The organism is Mesorhizobium sp. B2-4-6 (genome assembly GCF_006442775.1).
Classification (GTDB): domain Bacteria; phylum Pseudomonadota; class Alphaproteobacteria; order Rhizobiales; family Rhizobiaceae; genus Mesorhizobium.
On record NZ_VFVI01000011.1, the window covers coordinates 181685 to 199663 of the forward strand.

Genomic DNA, 17979 nt, shown 5'->3' on the forward strand with positions numbered 1-17979 from the left:
CGACGCGAATGCGCAAAGGGGAGGAACAGATGCTTGGATTGATGCAGGAATGGCCGCTGCTTTGCCACAAGCTGCTCGACCATGCCGAACGCCAGCACGGCGGCAGGGAGGTCGTGTCGCGTTCGATCGAAGGCCCGATCGTGCGCACCACCTTCGCCGAAATCCATCACCGGGCGCTCAAGGTGGCGCAGCGGCTGGAGCGTGACGGCTTCAGGCTCGGCGACCGCATCGCGACCCTTGCCTGGAACACGGCCCGCCATATCGAGGCCTGGTACGGCATCATGGGCATCGGCGCGATCTATCACACGCTCAACCCGAGGCTTTTTCCCGAGCAGATCGCCTGGATCATGAACAATGCCGAGGACAAGGCGATCTTCGTCGATTTGACCTTCGTGCCGCTCCTGGAAAAGATCGCTGGCGCAATCCGGTCGCTGAGAAAGGTGATCGTGCTGACCGACCGGGCGCATATGCCGCAAACGTCGCTGGCGAATGCCGTCGCCTATGAGGAATGGCTGGCCGAGGCCGATGGCGCCTTTGCCTGGAAGGCGTTCGACGAGAACACCGCCGCCGGCATGTGCTACACCTCGGGTACGACGGGCGATCCGAAGGGCGTGCTTTACAGCCACCGCTCCAACGTCCTGCACGCCATGATGGCCGCCATGCCCGACGCCATGGGCATATCCACCCGGGATGTGATCCTGCCTGTCGTGCCGATGTTCCACGCCAATGCCTGGGGTCTCGGCCAGAGCGGACCGATGATCGGCGCCAAGCTGGTGATGCCCGGCTGCAGAATGGACGGCGCCTCGATCTATGAGCTGCTCGACATCGAGAAGGTGACGGTCAGCGCCGCCGTGCCGACCGTCTGGATGATGCTGCTGCAATATCTTGAGGAAACCGGCAAGAAGCTGCCTTACCTGAAGAAGGTCGTCATCGGCGGCGCGTCCTGTCCGCGCGCCATCACCGCCAAGTTCCAGGACAACTACGATGTGCAGGTGGTGCATGCCTGGGGCATGACCGAGATGTCGCCGCTGGGCACGCTCTGCACCCTGAAGCCGCAATATGAGACGCTGACTGGCGAGGCGCGGCTCGATGTCCAGGGCAAGCAGGGTTTTTCGCCCTTCGGCGTCGAAATGAAAGTGACCGACGACAACGACAACGCGCTGCCCTGGGACGGCAAGACCTTCGGACATCTCAAGGTGCGCGGCCCCGCGGTGGCCCGCGCCTATTATGGCGGCGCCGGCGCCGAGCAGTTCGATGCCGATGGCTGGTTCGACACCGGCGATGTCGCCCATATCGACGCCAGCGGCTACATGCAGATCACCGACCGCGCCAAGGATGTCATCAAGTCCGGCGGCGAATGGATATCGACCATCGATCTCGAGAACCTCGCCGTCGGCCATCCGGACGTGGCGGAGGCGGCGGCCATCGGCATCCCGCACTCCAAATGGGGCGAGCGGCCCTTGCTGGTCGTCGTGAGCAAGCCCGGCAGGGAGCCGAGCAAGGGCGACATCCTCACCTTCATGAGCGGCAAGGTGGCGAAGTGGTGGATGCCCGACGACGTGGCCTTCGTCGGTGAAATTCCGCACACCGCCACCGGCAAGATCCAGAAGACTACCTTGCGCGACCAGTTCAAGGATTACCGCCTGCCGACGGATTGACCAAGAATGTTTGATCTTTCGGCTTCAAGCCGGCGTCAAAAACCGCTAACTCTCAGCCCGGGTTGGGACGACACGGCACAGAATGGCATCTATTCCTGAACGGCAGACGTCGAGGGCGGCCGGCTGGTCGCGGCGGATCGGGGCATTTTCCCTCGTCCTTTTGCTCACCGTCATTGCCACCTACAGGCTGGGTCTCGTCGACACACCGCCTTTCCTGTGGGTGCTGGCGGTCGTGGCGCTGCTGGCGGCGCTTGCCCTGTTGCTGGCTGGTCTCGGTCTGTCCAGGGTCTGGAGTTTCGGCGATCGCGGTGGCCGCGATCTCAGCATCGGCGCGCTGCTGGCGCTTCTGGTGCTGGCGCCCTACGGCGTCGCCGTCTACTGGGCGACGATCTATCCGCCGCTGCGCGACATCTCGACCGATCTCGACGATCCGCCGGTGCTGGACACCAGCGAGCGCACCGCCGACATGAACGAGCTGTCGCCGCCCACCCCGGGCGAACAGAGTCTGCAGGCCGCCGCCTATCCGTTAGTTAGCGGGCGCAGCTACAACCTGCCTTTCGAAACCGTCGTCGACGCTGTCGAAACCGTGCTCGACCGCCGCGACTGGCAGCTGACGGCACCTTATCCCGACATCAACGGTCAGAGCGAGGCGACCATCAATGCGCTGGCCAAGGGCTTCGTGCTCGGACTGCCGGCCGACGTCGCCATCCGCGTCACCGACGACGGCGAGCAGGTCATCGTCGACATGCGCTCGGCCTCGCGCTACGGCCGCTACGACCTCGGCGACAACGCCGCCCGCATCACGGATTTCCTCGGCGAGCTCGACCAGCAGGTCGCCGGGCAGGTCGGCCCGGCGCCGGCCGAATAGAGCAATTCCCGGAAAAGTGTGAAGCGGTTTTCCGTCCGGAATTGCGCCAAGAAGGAAGTGGGAGCGCTTCGCCGTTTTCCGTGAAACGGTGACGCGCTCCAGACCTACGCAGCGGGCGCGAAAACGCCATCTATGGCCGGATCACCGTCCGTGACGACCAGGCCGCGCGCGACCAGATCCTCGAGATGGGCAAGTACCGAAAGCCCCGCGGCGCCGTGCAGCCGCGGGTCTGTGTCGCGGTAGATCGCCGCGACCATTTCCACGATCGTCCGGTCTCCGGCGCGGATGCGTTCCAGGATCGCCCTTTCGCGCATCTTGCGGTGCGTCTTGAGGCCGCGCATGAACCTTCGCGGCGCGGTCACTGGCCCGCCATGGCCCGGCAAAAGCAAGCGATCGTCGCGCGCCAGCAGCCGGTCGAGGGAGCTCATATAGTCGGCCATGGCGCCGTCCGGCGGCGCGACGATCGTGGTCGACCACGCCATGACATGGTCGGCTGAAAACAGGGTTCCGGCCCCCTCGAGGGCAAACACGGCGTGGTTGGCGGTGTGGCCGGGCGTCAGCACGGTGCGGATGGCCCAGCCGTCGCCCTCAGTCAGCGCATTGTCGGCCAGCACGACATCGGGAACGAAGGTAAGGTCGGCGCTGGCGTCGAGCGGATTGACCTCGCCGATGCGCAAGGCGCGGGCCGGCCGATGCGGGCCTTCGGCAAGCGTCGGGGCGCCGGTCAGCTCTTTCAATCGCGCTGCGAGCGGCGAATGGTCGCGATGGGTGTGGCTGACGAAGATGTGGCTGACATGCCTGCCCGCAATCGTCTTGAGCAGCGTCTCGAGATGGGCGTCGTCTTCCGGCCCTGGATCGATCACCGCCAGCATCTCGCGGCCGACGAGATAGCTGTTGGTACCGTGGAAGGTGAACGGGCTTGGATTTCTGGCGGTGACGCGCAGCACACCCGGCGCAACCGCAACCGCCCGGCCATAGGCGGGATCGAAGCTAGTGTCGAATTCAAGGGCCATGCCGGCGTGCTCCGTTGCAATGCGGCAAAATGATTGCCGCCCGATACGGAAGCCAATATAGGAAAATCAATGCATGTCGCCCAAAACCGCGCAGCGGTTTTGGGAGAACGACATGCATCAGAACAATTTTTAAAGCGCGCCGCCTGGACCCGTTTCTGTGCGATGCGCTTTTAAAGCCAGCAATCAGCCACCCAACAAATCAGCCAGAATGGGGAAGACCATGGCAACTGCAACCACGATGCGCCCGCTTGTTTCTCTCACCCTGCCGGATCGGGGCGCCGCTCGGCTCGCGACCCAGCTTTTCCTGGCACTCGCCGGAACCTTGCTGCTGACGCTTTCGGCCAAGACCAAAGTGGTGCTCGGCCCGGTCGACATTTCGCTGCAAACGCTGGCCGTGCTGTTGATCGCCTCGGCGTTCGGCCTGCGCCTTGCTGTCGCCACGCTCCTTCTCTACCTCGCCGAAGGCGCTTTTGGCTTGCCGGTTTTCCAGGGTACGCCGGAAAAGGGCATCGGCATCGCCTATATGCTGGGTTCGACGGGCGGCTATCTTGCTGGCTTCGTGGTCATGGCGGCGATCGCCGGCTGGGCCGCGGATCGCGGCTGGGACCGCAATCCGTTCAAGCTGTTCGGCGCGATGCTGACGGCGGAGGTCGTCATGATGGCCATGGGCTTTGCCTGGCTGGCGATCCTCATCGGGCCGGAAAAGTCCTGGCAGTTCGGCGTCCTGCCCTTCATCGTCGGCGACCTGATCAAGGTGGCTTTGGCCGCCAGCCTGGTGCCGGCCGTTTGGGCATTGCTCAAGCGCGGCTGAGAACGATCGACGAGAAAAGGGCCGGCGGGCGACAAGCGCCCGCCGGCCCTTTTTCATGGCGCGGTCGGATTTCGCTCGAAACCACCGCACGCCGGATGATAGAAAGCGGTGAGGTGCGTCGGGAAGCAGTCGAAGCCGACATTGACAAGCCAGCGCCCGAAACCTAAGCACGGGCAACTTGGCGTCGAGGCGGGGGCCGCGGTAGTTCAAGGAGAGCTTGTTGAAAGGAATTATCCTTGCGGGTGGCAGCGGAACACGCCTTTATCCGCTTACATTAGCGGTTTCTAAGCAGATACTGCCGATCTACGACAAGCCGATGATCTATTACCCGCTGAGCGTGCTGATGCTCGCGGGTATCCGCCAGATTCTCATCATCTCAACTCCGCGCGACTTGCCGGTCTTTCAGGCTTTGCTGGGCGACGGTTCCGAATTTGGCGTGGAGCTTTCCTACGCCGAGCAGCCGCAGCCCAACGGCCTCGCGGAGGCCTTCATCATCGGTCGCGACTTCATCGGCAAGGACAACGTGTCGATGATTCTCGGCGACAACATCTATTTCGGCGAGGGTTTGTCGCATCTGTGCCGTCGCGCTGCCGGCCGTGAAAGCGGCGCCTCGGTATTCGCCTATCATGTCGACGATCCGGAGCGCTACGGCGTGGTTTCGTTCGACAAGGCAACCGGCAAGGCTTTGACAATCGAGGAAAAGCCTCAAAAGCCGAAATCCAACTGGGCCGTCACCGGTCTCTATTTTTACGACAACGGCGTCGTCGACATCGCCTCGACGATCCGCCCTTCCGCGCGCGGCGAACTCGAGATCACGGCGGTCAACAACGTCTATCTCGAGCGCGGGCAACTGCAGGTGCATCAGCTCGGCCGCGGCTACGCCTGGCTCGATACCGGCACGCATGACAGCTTGCACGAGGCGGCCTCCTTCGTGCGCACGATCGAGCATCGCCAGGGCATCAAGGTCGCTTGCCCGGAGGAGATCGCGTTCGAGCAGGGTTGGCTCGGCGCCGACAAGGTTCTGGAGCGCGCCGCGCGGCTCGGCAAGAACGAATATGCCGCCTATCTGCGCCGGCGGGTGGCCGATCTGATGGAGGAACGCGGTGCTTGAGGTCAGGCCGCTCGGCCTCGATGGCGTGCTGGAGATCGTGCCGAAGCGGCATGGCGACGCGCGCGGCTTTTTCAGCGAGACCTGGAATGCCGAACGCTTCGCCGAGGCCGGCATCGACCTCGCCTTCGTGCAGGATAATCATTCCTATTCCGCCGCGGCCGGCGTGCTGCGCGGCCTGCATTACCAGCTGCCGCCGCGCGCGCAAGCCAAGCTGCTGCGCGTCATCAGGGGCAGCGTGCTCGATGTCGCGGTCGACATCCGCCGCGCCTCGCCGACCTTCGGCAAATGGGTGGCTCTGGAGATATCGGCCGAAAAGGGCAACCAGGTCCTGGTGCCGAAAGGCTTCGCGCACGGTTTCGTTACGCTCGTGCCGGATACCGAGGTGCTCTACAAGGTGACCGACACCTATTCGCGCGAGCACGACCGGTCGATCCGCTTCGACGACCCGGAGATCGGCATAAAATGGCCGTCGATCGCGGGCGGCTTCCAGCTTTCGGACAAGGACCGCAACGCGCCCTTGCTCGGCCTGGCGCAGGTGTTCGCGTGAGGAGGGACGGCGGCATGAATTTTCTGGTCACCGGAGGCGCCGGCTTCATCGGCTCGGCCGTGTGCCGGCATCTGTGCGCCAATCCGGCCTATCGCGTCACCAATCTCGACAAGCTCACCTATGCCGGCAACCTCGCTTCGCTGAGGCCGATCGAGAACGCGCACAACTATCGCTTCGAGCAGGCCGACATCTGCGACGAGCGCGCGGTGCTGGAGATCTTGCGCCGCGACGACATCGACATCGTCATGAACCTTGCGGCCGAGAGCCATGTCGACCGCTCGATCGACGGGCCGGGCGCCTTCATCGAGACCAACATCGTCGGCACCTACCGCATCCTGAATGCCGCGCTGGAATACTGGCGCGGGCTTCCGCAGGCCCGCCAGGACAGCTTCCGCTTCCACCATGTCTCGACCGACGAGGTGTTTGGCGACCTGCCTTTCGACGGCGGCATGTTCGTGGAGGAGACGCCTTACGCGCCGTCCTCGCCCTATTCGGCCTCGAAGGCGGCGTCCGACCATCTGGTGCGGGCCTGGCACGAGACCTACGGCCTTCCGGTGGTTCTTTCCAACTGCTCGAACAATTACGGGCCCTATCATTTCCCGGAGAAGCTGATCCCGCTGGTCATCCTCAACGCGCTCGACGAGAAGCCGCTGCCGGTCTACGGCGCCGGCGCCAATGTGCGCGACTGGCTGTTCGTCGAGGATCACGCGCGGGCCCTTGAACTGGTGGCCACCAAGGGACAGCCGGGCGAGAGCTACAATGTCGGCGGCAATTCCGAACGCACCAATCTCGGAGTCGTCGAGGCGATCTGCGATCTTCTCGACCTCAGGCAGCCGCGCGCCGGCGGCAAGCGCTATCGCGAGTTGATCGCCTTCGTCACCGACCGCCCCGGCCATGACCGCCGCTATGCGATTGACGCCTCCAAGATCGCGCGCGACCTCGGCTGGACGCCGCGGGAGGACTTCGACAGCGGCCTGGCCAGGACCGTCGACTGGTATCTCGACAACAAATGGTGGTGGGGGCCGATCCGCGAGCAGCGCTACGATGGCGCGCGGCTGGGCCGCGCTAAGGTGGAAACGCGCCCGGCCGAAAACGCTCCGGTCGAGAACGCCCAGATCGAAAATGCAAGGGCCGAAAGCAGCCCGGCCGGGAACGCGGCCGAGAGCAGGAAGGTGGCCACGTGAGGCTTGCCGTCACCGGACGCGAGGGTCAGGTTGCCGCCAGTCTGGTCGAGGCGGCGCGGGGCCGCGACGACGTCGAGGTCGTCGCCGTCGGCCGGCCGGCGCTCGACCTGGCGCGGCCAGACACGGTGTTCGCCGCCCTTGAAGCGGCACGGCCCGACATCGTCGTTTCCGCCGCCGCCTACACCGCCGTCGACCAGGCCGAGGACGAGAAGGACCTGGCCTTCGCCGTGAACGCCGCCGGCGCCGGCAAGGTGGCCGAAGCCGCGGCAAGGCTCGGCGTTCCCGTCATCCATCTGTCGACCGACTATGTCTTCGACGGCACCAAGGATGGCGCCTATGTCGAGACCGACCCGACCGCCCCGCTCGGCGTCTACGGCGCCTCCAAGCTCGCCGGCGAAGAGGCGGTCGCGACGGCCAACCCGCGCCACCTCATCCTGCGCACCGCCTGGGTCTACAGCCCCTTCGGCAGGAATTTCGTCAAGACGATGCTGCGCCTCGCCGCCGACCGCGACGAGATCGCGGTCGTCGCCGACCAATGGGGCAACCCGACATCCGCGCTCGACATTGCCGACGCCATCCTGTATGCGGCGCCGAAGCTGGTCGACGACGGCAATTTCGCCGCCTTCGGCGTCTACCATCTGGCGGGCGAGGGCGACACCAACTGGAGCGGCTTTGCCCGTCACATCCTCGACACAAGCCGGGCGTTTGGTGGCCCGCACGCGAACGTGCGCGACATCGCGACAAGCGACTATCCGACCAAGGCACGGCGCCCGCAAAATTCGCGGCTGTCGAGCGCGAAGTTTGCAGCGGCGTTTGGGTGGCACGCGCCGGGGTGGCGGGAGGCGACGGAGAGGGTGGTTGCTCATCTAGTCCGAGATGGCCGGGGCCTGTGTCTTCCATCGAGGTGTGACGCAATGGACCGCCACAGACAAGCTTAACCCCATGCTTTCTGTTGCCAGTAGCAGCTTTCAAGATGCGCGTCCCGAACGTGCAGTGCACAGATTGAGAGGACTGAAGGTGAGTCAACAGACAGCGGTAGAGAACGCGAAATCCGCCGCGCGATTGTGGCTGCTTTTCGTCGCCATTTATTTCCCAATGATGACAACGTTGCCTCTTTACATCGATGCGGAAATCGCAGCGACAAGAGACTCCGGAGGCGCGTGGATAGCGCAAGGCCGATGGATGACTTACGTGCTGTTACGGTACATTCTGCCGTTTCCAGTTGTGCCTGCCTTTACGGTTGGCCTATTTGGTCTCTGCGCTGCAATCGCATATATGCTTGTCCTCCGTGGTTGCCGACAGCCATTCGGGGCTAGTTCGTTTCTTGCCTTTGCAGCCTTCGCGGCATTTCCGATTTGGAGCTGTCTGCTCGAATTCCCTGCGAATACTTCCTCGGCTGGTTTTGGTTTGTTGCTCTGCGGAGTGGTCGCTTACACTGTGGAACGACACTTAACTGAAAACCACAAGGTTTTTTGGGCGATTGTCATGGTTGTCTCCGCAACGGCGGCAATCGGCACCTACCAGGCGTTTGCCTTTGTTGCCCTCGTGGTTGGCCTGGCGGTTGTCTTCTTCAGCGACAGTGAACGAAAAATACGGGACACTATTTCCGTATTCGCTTTGATCGTTGCGTCGATTGCGATGCACCTCTTGATTCAGAAACTTTTTGTAACTTTTTCTGGGATACCGCTCGCCTATATCGAGGCATTTATGCGACCGGACATTCTACTGGCGAATCCTCTCGGAGTCGTGGGAAGGACAATTGCGAATAGCGTCCTGGTTTTAACGGGCGCACGTTCAATGTTTGGCACCGCGATTTGGGCTAGCGGTTTTCTTATTGCCTTGGCCGCCTTTATCGTCATCACACAGAGAAGGTTTATTTCTACGCTTCTTCTATTGATGATATTACTTGCGCCGTTTCCGCTCATGTTATTGGCTGGCGGGTTGGTGCCAATGAGGACTCTGCTCGCCGTCCCGGGTTCAATTTGCGTTTGTTCGATTGTGGTTATGAATTCGAAATCGAAGCAACTGAGAATAACGGGCTACATTTTGACGGGAACGCTTGCAATTCAGTCAGCAGCAGCCATTTCCCAATACCAAGCGGAACGGCTTTTGGCTGCCGATTTTGATCGGCAAATGGCAAGCAGAATATATGAAAAAATGTCGGAGGTAGCTGACCTCAGTAAACCTCAGAAATTCGATATATATGGTGGCGTAGTCCGCCCTAACCTATATTCGATCGCGGTAGGCTCTACAGCTGGTGCTTCATTCTTCTCTTGGGATGGTGGCAACATCGAGCGAATGTCCGCTTACTTGCAGATGCAGGGATATAAGAATCTCGTGCAACTGCCTGGCAATCAGCGGAGGGCGCTCAAACCTGAATTTAACGCGATGCCAGTTTTTCCTGCAAATGGTAGTGTCCGTCTACTGAACGATGTTGTGCTCGTAAAACTCGGCTTGCAATCAGGATATTATTCACCATGATTGGCAATCAATACCTCTCCAGAATTTGGGGGAGTCTCTCTAAACTAAAGAGGGTCGCGCGAGATTCATTAATCCAAGAAGCAGTTCAACCTCCGACAATAGAGGTAGGTCTTTGCCTAGACATAGAGTTCTATCGCAAAAGTTACCCCGACCTGGCTCGCATGAGCGACGAGCAGCTTCGTGATCATTTTTTCAGAATTGGTTCTCGGGAAGGAAGGTTGGGCTCTCCTCTGTCACTGCGTGAGCGCTTCTTGGACGAATTGAGATCAAGCCGGTCGATCCTTGAGATTGGCCCCTTTTGTAATCCACAGGTGATTGGCGAGCAGGTTCGGTATTTCGACATCCTCGACAGCGAGCAATTGGTCGTCAGGGCCAACCAGATCGGATATCCGATAAAAGCTGTTCCGAAGATTCACTATACATCGCCGATCGGTGATCTCTCGGTGGTGTCTGAAAAGTTCTCTGCAGTGGTTAGTTGCCATTGTATTGAGCACCAGCCCGACTTGATCGACCATTTTCGACAAGTTTCAGGCCTCCTGGAGGATGGTGGAAAATATTATATTATCGTGCCTGACAAAAGATATTGCTTTGATCACTTTATCGCTGAATCTACGATCGCTGACATTCTTGACGCATGCTTATCTCAGCGTAGGATTCACCGGCTTGCGAGTGTGATCGAACACCGAGCGCTGACCGTGCACAATGACTGTGTCCGACATTGGCGCGGAGACCATGGCGTCGAACTGCAATCATCTGAGCTCCGGAGGCGCGTGCGAGCTGCAATTGAAGAGCACCGGCAAGCCGCCGGCGGCTATGTTGATGTCCACTCATGGCAATTTACCCCGGAAGGCTTTCAACGCAACATCCAGGCACTGTTCGAACTCGGATATTCGCCATTGCGCCCCGTGAGTGTGCATGCAACGCCGTTCAATCGTAATGAATTCACAGCCATCCTCTCGAAGTGAGGATCTGGAGCTACCGTCGATATCTGTCCTAGACCGGTATGAACGGCCGATCGCCCCACATGGGGTAGAAGGACCAGGAGGGAAGTTATAACGTGACGAACAAGAACGCCGCTGATCGGCTAAAAGAGGCCGCGATTAAGGTTTTTGCGCGATCGATGTTCTATTATCCGAAGGTATTTTCTGCGGTTATTCGTCGGTTGTCAGGAAAAGACGGATTTATAACGGAAAGTATTGAGGGAAATCGCCGCTTTAAAAATGGAAAATTTGCTATCTTTTTGATATGGCAGCCGAAAGAACTGTCGTGGTATGTAAAAAATGCCCTTGACGCGCTGGCGGAGGCGGAAGTTAACGTCATCGTAGTGGCTAATCACACGCTAAACGATGCTACTGGGGCAGAGCTTGTTTCGCAAAGTCGTTGGATTCTGACCAGAGACAATACGGGATTCGATATTGGCGGATTCCAAGACGCAACTCATTTCTTGCGTAAGCATTTCGATGTTGAGCGTCTTATTTATCTGAACGACAGCGTCTATTTCTTCCGAGAGGGCCTGACTGAGATGATCCAGCGGCTGGCGACCTCGAAAGCCGACATCTGCACGGCGTTTGAAAATTGGGAGTTTTTTTATCATATCCAATCGTTTTGCTTCTCTGTGTCGCGGCGGATGTTGGATACTCCCGCTGCTGTTGAGTTTTGGCGGAAATATTTGCCAGTAAATTCGAGAAGATGGGCGATACAAAGGGGAGAGATCGGATTGTCGAAGGCAATAGTGCCCTTTGCAGACAAGATAGATGTTATATACTCACCTAACGAAATTCAGCCTTTTATGAAAGATCTTTCCCTAGGGGAGTTGATTTCGCTTAGTGGAACTCTTCCTTCTGCAATCCGGTTGCGAAGGGAAGATCACAAGGGCGCTCGCGGAAACGAAGTACAAGGCGATATACTGAATCGTATATCGGGGCGTTCTCAGATACACACCGGAGGTTTTCTCTATCGGAGGTTTCTAAGATGTCCGCTTCTGAAGCGGGATCTGGTATACCGCTTGCAGTATTCGATCTATGATGTTGAGGCTTGCCTAAGGGACCTGGGGCATGAGGGTCATCTTCATGAAATTCTGTCGGATATGAGGCGGAAAGGGGCTGGAACTCAACTGAGCTTTTTGAAAAGAATTCAGTTCAACGATGGAATCATTTAGCGGGGCGGCCATGCTGCGAGGGGCATCGAAACGATTTGAGTGGCTATCTAAACGTAGTCGCCCATCAGCGCAGATTGATATCAATCAACTTAGAAACTTCGGAGTCCATGTCATCAATAATAGCGTGGCGGGAGGCACTGCGACGATTGTTGTCGTTGGTGCGCCTCGCTCGGGCACTTCCATGGTGGCGGCCACGCTGGATTCCCTTGGAGTTTACCTGGGCGACCAGGCCGACAAAGCGGTGTTCGAGGACTTGGAATTCGCAGATGCCATTGAAAACGCGCCGGACGAGTTGCCTGCGATGATCGGCCGATACAACAGCGTCCACAACGTCTGGGGCTTCAAGCGGCCTATGGCCTTCCAAAGTGTTGGAAGCTATCTTCACCTGTTTCGGGAGCCGAGATTGGTTATACCTTTTCGCGATCCAGTCGCCATCGCAAAACGGGAAGAAATCTCGATGGTTTGCGAGTTCCGTGACCAACTGCGCAGAGCAGTCGAACTGAATCTTGAGATTATGAACCTCGTCGAAAGACTCACCGTTCCTGCACTCCTTGTCAGTTATGAGAAAGCGATCTTTCAACCCGCAAATTTTGTAGCTGCTCTTGCCGATTTCTGCGGGTTGCAATCGTCAGATCGAGTAAAATCTAGAGCGGTAGACGTAATTCGTAATGGCCCGGAATTATACCTAAAAATGTCTCAGGTAAGATTTCCCATTTAGGTTTAATAGGGAATCCGCATTGCTTCACCGTTTGTTGCGTAGTATAGATCGAGAAATAGTGAAGTTGAGCGCTGTTGTGATGGCCAGCGTTGCAAAGAACGCTGCCGCTCGGCTTTGCAGCGCTCGCTCGAGAAAATGAAGGGTTACCAAGCCTGCCACAAACACCGCGGCGACCGAGCCGCCGACTGCCAGCCGATCCGCGAAGCCGGTACGCCCTCCGGGAAAGACGCGGTCCGGATAGAACACCATCACGAATGCTAGGCCTACTAGCCAGGCAATGGTGTAGGAAATGCCCGACGACAGGATCGTCAAGCCAGCAAAGTAGACGGCACTAGTCAAGGCTGTGTTCAATCCGCCGGCCACTAGAAAGCGGATTGCGTCCGAGCCTATCCGGTCAGTGGTCATCCGGTCTGACCGTGGCGAGGAAATCCGAATAGTCCCTGATGTAGTCACTTGCATCATATGGATGCGAAGCCATGACGAGCAGCGCAGTATCCGGTTGGAACTTGTACTGAATGCCCCACACCCCCGGCGGCAGGTAAAGACCGATCGAGGGATCTGCCAGCGAGACTTCCTTTCTGTCGCGGCCGTCATCGACCACCACTGAAAGACGCCCGTGAGCAGCGATCAGGAATTGATGGCACTGGCGGTGCGCGTGCTCGCCCCTGACCTTGTCGGAAGGGACGCCGTAAACGAGAAACGACCGCAAGGGCTTGAAGGGCAGGTTCTGTCCGAACTCGAGCGGGGCCAGTTCGCCGCGCAGATCACTGAAATGCGGCAACCGCCAAAGCTCGCATCCGCCGACCCCAAGCGCCATCCTGTCACCGGCGGCGCCGGGTGTCGCTTGCGTCATCACAGGCTCGACCTGCGGACCGGTCTGATAGCCAACGATGACGGCTGGATTTCCGACCACCACGGCGTTGGCCGGCACGTTCTTGGTCACCACGGCGCCGGCGCCGATCATCGCCTGGCGTCCAATCGTTATCCCGGGCAGGATCGTCGCGTTGGCGCCGATCGACACGCCGTCCTCGACGATCGTCTGGAGAAACGTCTCGGGGTAATGTTTCGAGCGCGGGAACCGGTCGTTGGTGAAGGTGGCATTCGGGCCGACAAACACGCGATTGCCCAGCCGGACGCCATCCCATAGCTGAACGCCGCTTTTGATCGTGACGTCATCGCCGACCGTCACGTCATTTTCGATGAAGACATGATCGCAGATGTTGCAGTTCGCGCCAATCTTGGCGCCCGGAAGGACATGGGCGAATGCCCATATCCTTGTGCCGTCGCCGACGCTCGTGCTCTCGCAGATGCCACGGTCATGGACAAAAAAAGTCTTGTCGTTCATGCAGAGGTCCCGTCGACGACACGGCTTATTATTCGCAGTGGGCGCGATTTGGTATTTTCAACTGCTCGCCAAAGATAACAACCAAGAATGCCTTGCACGGCGAGAATCGCTGACCCGAATCCCACGATAAGCAGAACCAGTGTCGTGTACCCGGCAGGGTCGATCCTGCCAAGCAAGCGGGCGACGACGGTGATTACAGCAAACACAAGGCTGAGAATGCAGCCCGCAATTCCCACCCAGAGTGTAAGAACGATCGGAAAGTCGGAAAACGAGAAGATCGAGTCCATCATATATCTGAGCCGGCGCCCAATGCCCCAGGCGCTCTTCCCATGCTCCCGCTCGCGTCGCCGGTAAGGCACGAACTCCCGCCTGAATCCGACCCAGAACAGCTGAACCACAAGCGAGCTGTTTGGCTCCTCGATTGACAGGATCGCATCGAGCGCTTGGCGGTTGCAGGCAAATATATCGACGCCGCCGCTCGGCATGCTGGGCATAATCAGCCTGCGGTAAACGCTCCAGAAGGCTCGGGACAGGAAGCGCGTCAAAAGGGGGTCGTCGCGACCGGTTCTGCGGCCAAACACAACGTCAGCCGTATCCTTTTCCAGTATCGAAAAGAATTCGACAATGAGTTCGGGCGGTTCCTGGAGGTCGGCCGCCATCGCGGCCACATGTTTGCCGGACGCGTGTTCGAGCCCCGTCCGAATGGCCGTGAAGGAGCCAAAATTCCGGCTGTGGAAGATGATCTTGTATCTGTAGCTGGCGTCCTCCAAAGCTCTAACCAGCAGGCCGCCCGACTGGTCGGGCGATCCATCGATGACGAAGACAAACTCGATGTCGCCCTCATACATGGCGTCGAATTTGGCGACGGCCTGCAACAGGGAAGGGATGTTCGGCTCGTTGCGGTAAATGGGAAAAACAAGAGAGCGCGCAGTCACATTGCCTCCCATTCGATGAGGGCCCTGCACACTTGCTCGACCTCATCATTCGTCATGTCCGGGTAGCACGGGACGGAACACAGACGACTGATGCTTGCCCGGGAGATTGCGAGATTTTCGGCCCCTTTCATGGGCAGGGCAGCCCAACCAACCTGATCGCAATCGAGCACGGGATAGTGGACATCGGTATCGACGCCGCGCTCCTTCATGAAGGTGCGGAATGCGTCCCGGTCGTCACACAGCAGGACCGCGAGGTGTGCGACGGCGCCGTTGCCGCCGTCGAGGAATTTGAGCCGGCGCCCGGTAACAGCCCTAAATCGGCTAACGATGCTGCGGCGTTGTTCGTTGCGGCTGTTCAAGTCTGGAAGAAATACATCCAAAATCGCTGCCTGGACCTCGTCCATGCGAGAGTTGCGCCCTCCTGGCAGGGCCACATGGTATTTGGAACTCCAGCCATATTGATGAAGCTGACGAACGCGCTCCGCCAGTCTTTGGTTGGAGGTGAGGACTGCGCCACCGTCACCCATCGCGCCGAGATTTTTAGTCGGATAGAAGCTGAAAGTGGCGATGTCTCCAAGTGATCCAACCATTTCACCCCTGATGCGAGCACCGTGTGCCTGGGCGCAATCCTCGATGACCGGGATGTGCGACATTCCGGCATTGACAAGTCCTGCCCGGATAGCGGGAACATCGACCACGCCGCCGTAAAGATGGGTAACGACAATCGCAGCCGTGTCGGTACTCACCGCTTCCAGCACCGATCGGACGCTTGCAAGTTGGCTAGCCGGTTCGATGTCGACGTAGTGTGGAATGAGGTCGTTGTGCCAGCACGCACAACTGGCATATCCCCCGGCATTCGCCGCCACGATCACCTCGCGTCCATGCGCATCGTCAAGCCCGACGATAGAGCGTAAAGCGAGTTCAAGGGCGTCCGTTCCGTTTGCGACGAGGATGCAATCCGAGGCTCCTGCAAACGTCGCAAAGTTCGCTCCGAATCGCTTCCCTGCTACGCCATTGAGCCACCATCCGGACCGCAGCGTGCTCGCTACTTCGCGCGCGATTTCAACCTCATAGCGCTGGTACAGACGCTTGAGATCATTCATCGGAACGGCATTCGGCTTCGTCATCAACAACTCGGCAGTGTCTTATTCATTCCAGCGTGTTCGCCCGCGAACATTCGGAAATTTAGATGATTCTGACATGACTCAGTTAAGAATACTTGCATCGCGGAAGCAGCGGAAAGCCAGGACCACAGCGCAACTATTGAGATTCCGTCTCGGTCGCAACAGGCTGGCGTCATTCTGGAGAACGCTCTGAGCCTAAGGGTTGACCAAAACCGCTTCGGCAGACCTGATCGGCACTGGCGTCAGCGACTCCACCCGGCCGCCTTTGAGCGTCAGCCGCTTGGTGCACACGCTCTGAATAAGGCTTTCGCTGTGGCTCGCCAGAACGATGATGCCTGCCTTTTCGGCCAGTTCGTCCATGCGCCTCTTGGCCTTTTCCTGGAAAGAAGCATCGCCTGCTCCGATCCATTCGTCCATCAGCAGGATTTCGGGTTCAAGCGCTGTCGCCACCGAAAAAGCGAGCCGCGCCGCCATTCCCTGGCTGTAGGCCTTGAATGGAAGGTCAATGAAATCGCCGAGCTCGCTGAAGGCAATGATGGCTTCCATCTTTTCTTCGATCTCGGCTTCCGACCATCCGTTAATCAGGCCTCGCAATACGATGTTCCGGCGACCCGTCGCTTCGCGGCGAAATCCGATGTTGATGTTGAAAAGAGCATCGACCTTACCTTCGATCGCGACGCTCCCTCCGGAAGGCTCGTAGATGCCGTAGAGGACTTTCAGCAGTGTTGTTTTCCCAGCTCCGTTCGGGCCTACAAGGCCAAGCCGGTCGCCGGCCTTGAGTTCGAAACCGACGCCGTCGAGCGCCTGAACGAACTGCCTTCGGCTGGAACCTTCAATTCTGCCGCCTGTTGGGCCCAAACGCCGATCCCGCGCCGAAAGCGTCAGTCTTTCGTGCAGCTTGTAGACCAGGCTGACGTTGTCCAGTTTTATGGAAACCATCACAAACTCATATCAAAAAGACGACCTGGCGGCGATATCTGCCAAGCAACAGCAGCGCGATCGCCCACATAGCCAAGGCTACCATGCCTGTGACGGCGAAGGCATTACTCGGAAACTGGCCGCTGAGGATCGGGGTGCGTGCAACGTCCAGGAAGTAGGCGAATGGATTCCATTGATATGCGTACCTCTGGATGGCGTCTTGCCCATTATAAACCCAGAACACGGGTGTGAAGAACATTCCAACGCGCATCAGGTTGCCGACGATGAATTCGCTGTCCGGGAAGAATGCGCCGGTAAACGCAAAGACGGTGATGAGAGCCGGTGTAGCCAACAGGATCAGGAGAAGCCCCATAAGCGACCACAGCCACGCCATAGTCAGCCCCGAGCCAGTCAGCAATAGAATGACAATGCAACCTGCAATCGCGTATCCGGCTCGGATCGCAGATTGTACGGTCAATCGCATCACATAGACAAACAGCGGAAGCGTCGTGCCTTCGATGAAGCTCTCCTCGCGCTTGAAGAGTGACACGCTCAGCGAGATGACCTCCATCAGGAAGAACCACACCATCAAGCCAATCGCGACGTAGGCGGTATAGCCTGTGGCATCCTTGCCCGCAGGCTGGAACACGAAAACGAAGGTGCCGACAAAGGCAAGATAGTTGACCAGCAGCCAAAGCGGCCCAAGCGTGGTGCGCCGGTGCTGGTCGCCGATATCCTCATGCGCGAGGGCAATCCATACCCTTCGCAGCCTCATCGCCCCGAATATATCGTCGAGCGCGCTGTTCAGTGCCGAAATCATCGCTGTGGTGCCACAGTTATTGTTCTAGTGTTTCGTTTAACGCCCACACGACCGCCAAGCCCCTCTTTCATAGCCATGGCGACAAGCTTATGGCAACGTGGTGCGGCTTAGTGAAGCCGGATTGTCGTCCACTGACATCTATTAGCGGAGTCTATTGGACAGTTTCCCGATGTCACCAACAGTTTGGCCTGGGTTGTTGCTGCTTCGAGACAAATCATTGGCACGTTCACTCAGCCAAAAAAACCGCTAGCCCTCCCGTCCTCTCCGCGCTAAGGCGATAACCGGGCG

The 17979-nt window shown here is 58.9% G+C and carries 18 protein-coding genes; 11 read left to right on the plus strand and 7 right to left on the minus strand.

Annotated features, from left to right (window positions below; genetic code table 11):
* Positions 1 to 29: 29 nt before the first annotated feature.
* Positions 30 to 1658 carry a fatty-acid--CoA ligase gene (locus FJ957_RS24550; protein ID WP_140835386.1) on the plus strand — a complete coding sequence of 543 codons (1629 nt, stop codon included), beginning with the start codon at positions 30 to 32 and terminating at the stop codon, positions 1656 to 1658.
* Positions 1659 to 1740: 82 nt separating this feature from the next.
* Positions 1741 to 2526 (plus strand): DUF1499 domain-containing protein, encoded by a 786-nt coding sequence (locus FJ957_RS24555; RefSeq protein WP_140835387.1) that lies wholly within the window; start codon positions 1741 to 1743, stop codon positions 2524 to 2526.
* Between the two features lie 104 nt (positions 2527 to 2630).
* On the opposite strand, the gene FJ957_RS24560 is transcribed toward FJ957_RS24555, so the two are convergent.
* Positions 2631 to 3539, minus strand: coding sequence for an MBL fold metallo-hydrolase (locus tag FJ957_RS24560; protein ID WP_140835388.1), 909 nt, complete (start codon positions 3537 to 3539; stop codon positions 2631 to 2633).
* A gap of 220 nt (positions 3540 to 3759) precedes the next feature.
* Between FJ957_RS24560 and FJ957_RS24565 the strand changes: the two genes are divergently transcribed.
* From FJ957_RS24565 to FJ957_RS24605, 9 genes are all read left to right on the plus strand, one after another.
* The gene (locus FJ957_RS24565; protein ID WP_140835389.1) at positions 3760 to 4350 is read left to right on the plus strand and encodes a biotin transporter BioY; all 591 of its coding nucleotides are present in this window, start codon (positions 3760 to 3762) and stop codon (positions 4348 to 4350) included.
* A gap of 220 nt (positions 4351 to 4570) precedes the next feature.
* Complete coding sequence (gene rfbA, locus FJ957_RS24570; RefSeq protein WP_140835390.1) at positions 4571 to 5461, plus strand: glucose-1-phosphate thymidylyltransferase RfbA; 891 nt, start codon at positions 4571 to 4573, stop codon at positions 5459 to 5461.
* Positions 5454 to 6008, plus strand: coding sequence for a dTDP-4-dehydrorhamnose 3,5-epimerase (gene rfbC / locus FJ957_RS24575; protein WP_140835391.1), 555 nt, complete (start codon positions 5454 to 5456; stop codon positions 6006 to 6008). Before rfbA ends, rfbC begins: the two co-directional genes overlap by 8 nt.
* A 14-nt stretch (positions 6009 to 6022) precedes the next feature.
* Positions 6023 to 7192, plus strand: a complete 1170-nt coding sequence (gene rfbB / locus FJ957_RS24580) for a dTDP-glucose 4,6-dehydratase (protein ID WP_246685951.1) — start codon at positions 6023 to 6025, stop codon at positions 7190 to 7192.
* Positions 7189 to 8130, plus strand: a complete 942-nt coding sequence (gene rfbD / locus FJ957_RS24585; protein ID WP_140835392.1) for a dTDP-4-dehydrorhamnose reductase — start codon at positions 7189 to 7191, stop codon at positions 8128 to 8130. The genes rfbB and rfbD overlap by 4 nt, the downstream gene beginning before the upstream one ends.
* Positions 8131 to 8134: 4 nt before the next feature.
* Complete coding sequence (locus tag FJ957_RS24590) at positions 8135 to 9673, plus strand: glucosyltransferase domain-containing protein (RefSeq protein ID WP_181180698.1); 1539 nt, start codon at positions 8135 to 8137, stop codon at positions 9671 to 9673.
* A gap of 161 nt (positions 9674 to 9834) precedes the next feature.
* Positions 9835 to 10638, plus strand: coding sequence for a class I SAM-dependent methyltransferase (locus tag FJ957_RS24595; RefSeq protein ID WP_246685952.1), 804 nt, complete (start codon positions 9835 to 9837; stop codon positions 10636 to 10638).
* A 92-nt stretch (positions 10639 to 10730) separates the two neighbouring features.
* Positions 10731 to 11831 carry a rhamnan synthesis F family protein gene (locus FJ957_RS24600; protein WP_140835394.1) on the plus strand — a complete coding sequence of 367 codons (1101 nt, stop codon included), beginning with the start codon at positions 10731 to 10733 and terminating at the stop codon, positions 11829 to 11831.
* The gene (locus tag FJ957_RS24605) at positions 11818 to 12549 is read left to right on the plus strand and encodes a hypothetical protein (RefSeq protein ID WP_140835395.1); all 732 of its coding nucleotides are present in this window, start codon (positions 11818 to 11820) and stop codon (positions 12547 to 12549) included. The genes FJ957_RS24600 and FJ957_RS24605 overlap by 14 nt, the downstream gene beginning before the upstream one ends.
* 24 nt (positions 12550 to 12573) lie before the next feature.
* Here the strand turns inward: FJ957_RS24605 and FJ957_RS24610 are convergent, their stop codons facing one another.
* From FJ957_RS24610 to FJ957_RS24635, 6 genes are all read right to left on the minus strand, one after another.
* Positions 12574 to 12954 (minus strand): hypothetical protein, encoded by a 381-nt coding sequence (locus tag FJ957_RS24610; protein ID WP_140835396.1) that lies wholly within the window; start codon positions 12952 to 12954, stop codon positions 12574 to 12576.
* Positions 12944 to 13894 (minus strand): WxcM-like domain-containing protein, encoded by a 951-nt coding sequence (locus FJ957_RS24615; protein ID WP_140835397.1) that lies wholly within the window; start codon positions 13892 to 13894, stop codon positions 12944 to 12946. The genes FJ957_RS24610 and FJ957_RS24615 overlap by 11 nt, the downstream gene beginning before the upstream one ends.
* Positions 13891 to 14841: a glycosyltransferase family 2 protein gene (locus FJ957_RS24620; protein WP_140835398.1), complete on the minus strand. Its 951-nt coding sequence runs from the start codon at positions 14839 to 14841 to the stop codon at positions 13891 to 13893. The genes FJ957_RS24615 and FJ957_RS24620 overlap by 4 nt, the downstream gene beginning before the upstream one ends.
* The gene (locus FJ957_RS24625) at positions 14826 to 15956 is read right to left on the minus strand and encodes a DegT/DnrJ/EryC1/StrS family aminotransferase (RefSeq protein ID WP_140835399.1); all 1131 of its coding nucleotides are present in this window, start codon (positions 15954 to 15956) and stop codon (positions 14826 to 14828) included. The genes FJ957_RS24620 and FJ957_RS24625 overlap by 16 nt, the downstream gene beginning before the upstream one ends.
* Before the next feature lie 192 nt (positions 15957 to 16148).
* Positions 16149 to 16892, minus strand: a complete 744-nt coding sequence (locus FJ957_RS24630) for an ABC transporter ATP-binding protein (protein WP_140835400.1) — start codon at positions 16890 to 16892, stop codon at positions 16149 to 16151.
* Positions 16893 to 16899: 7 nt separating this feature from the next.
* Positions 16900 to 17691, minus strand: coding sequence for an ABC transporter permease (locus FJ957_RS24635; RefSeq protein WP_140835401.1), 792 nt, complete (start codon positions 17689 to 17691; stop codon positions 16900 to 16902).
* Positions 17692 to 17979 lie beyond the last annotated feature (288 nt).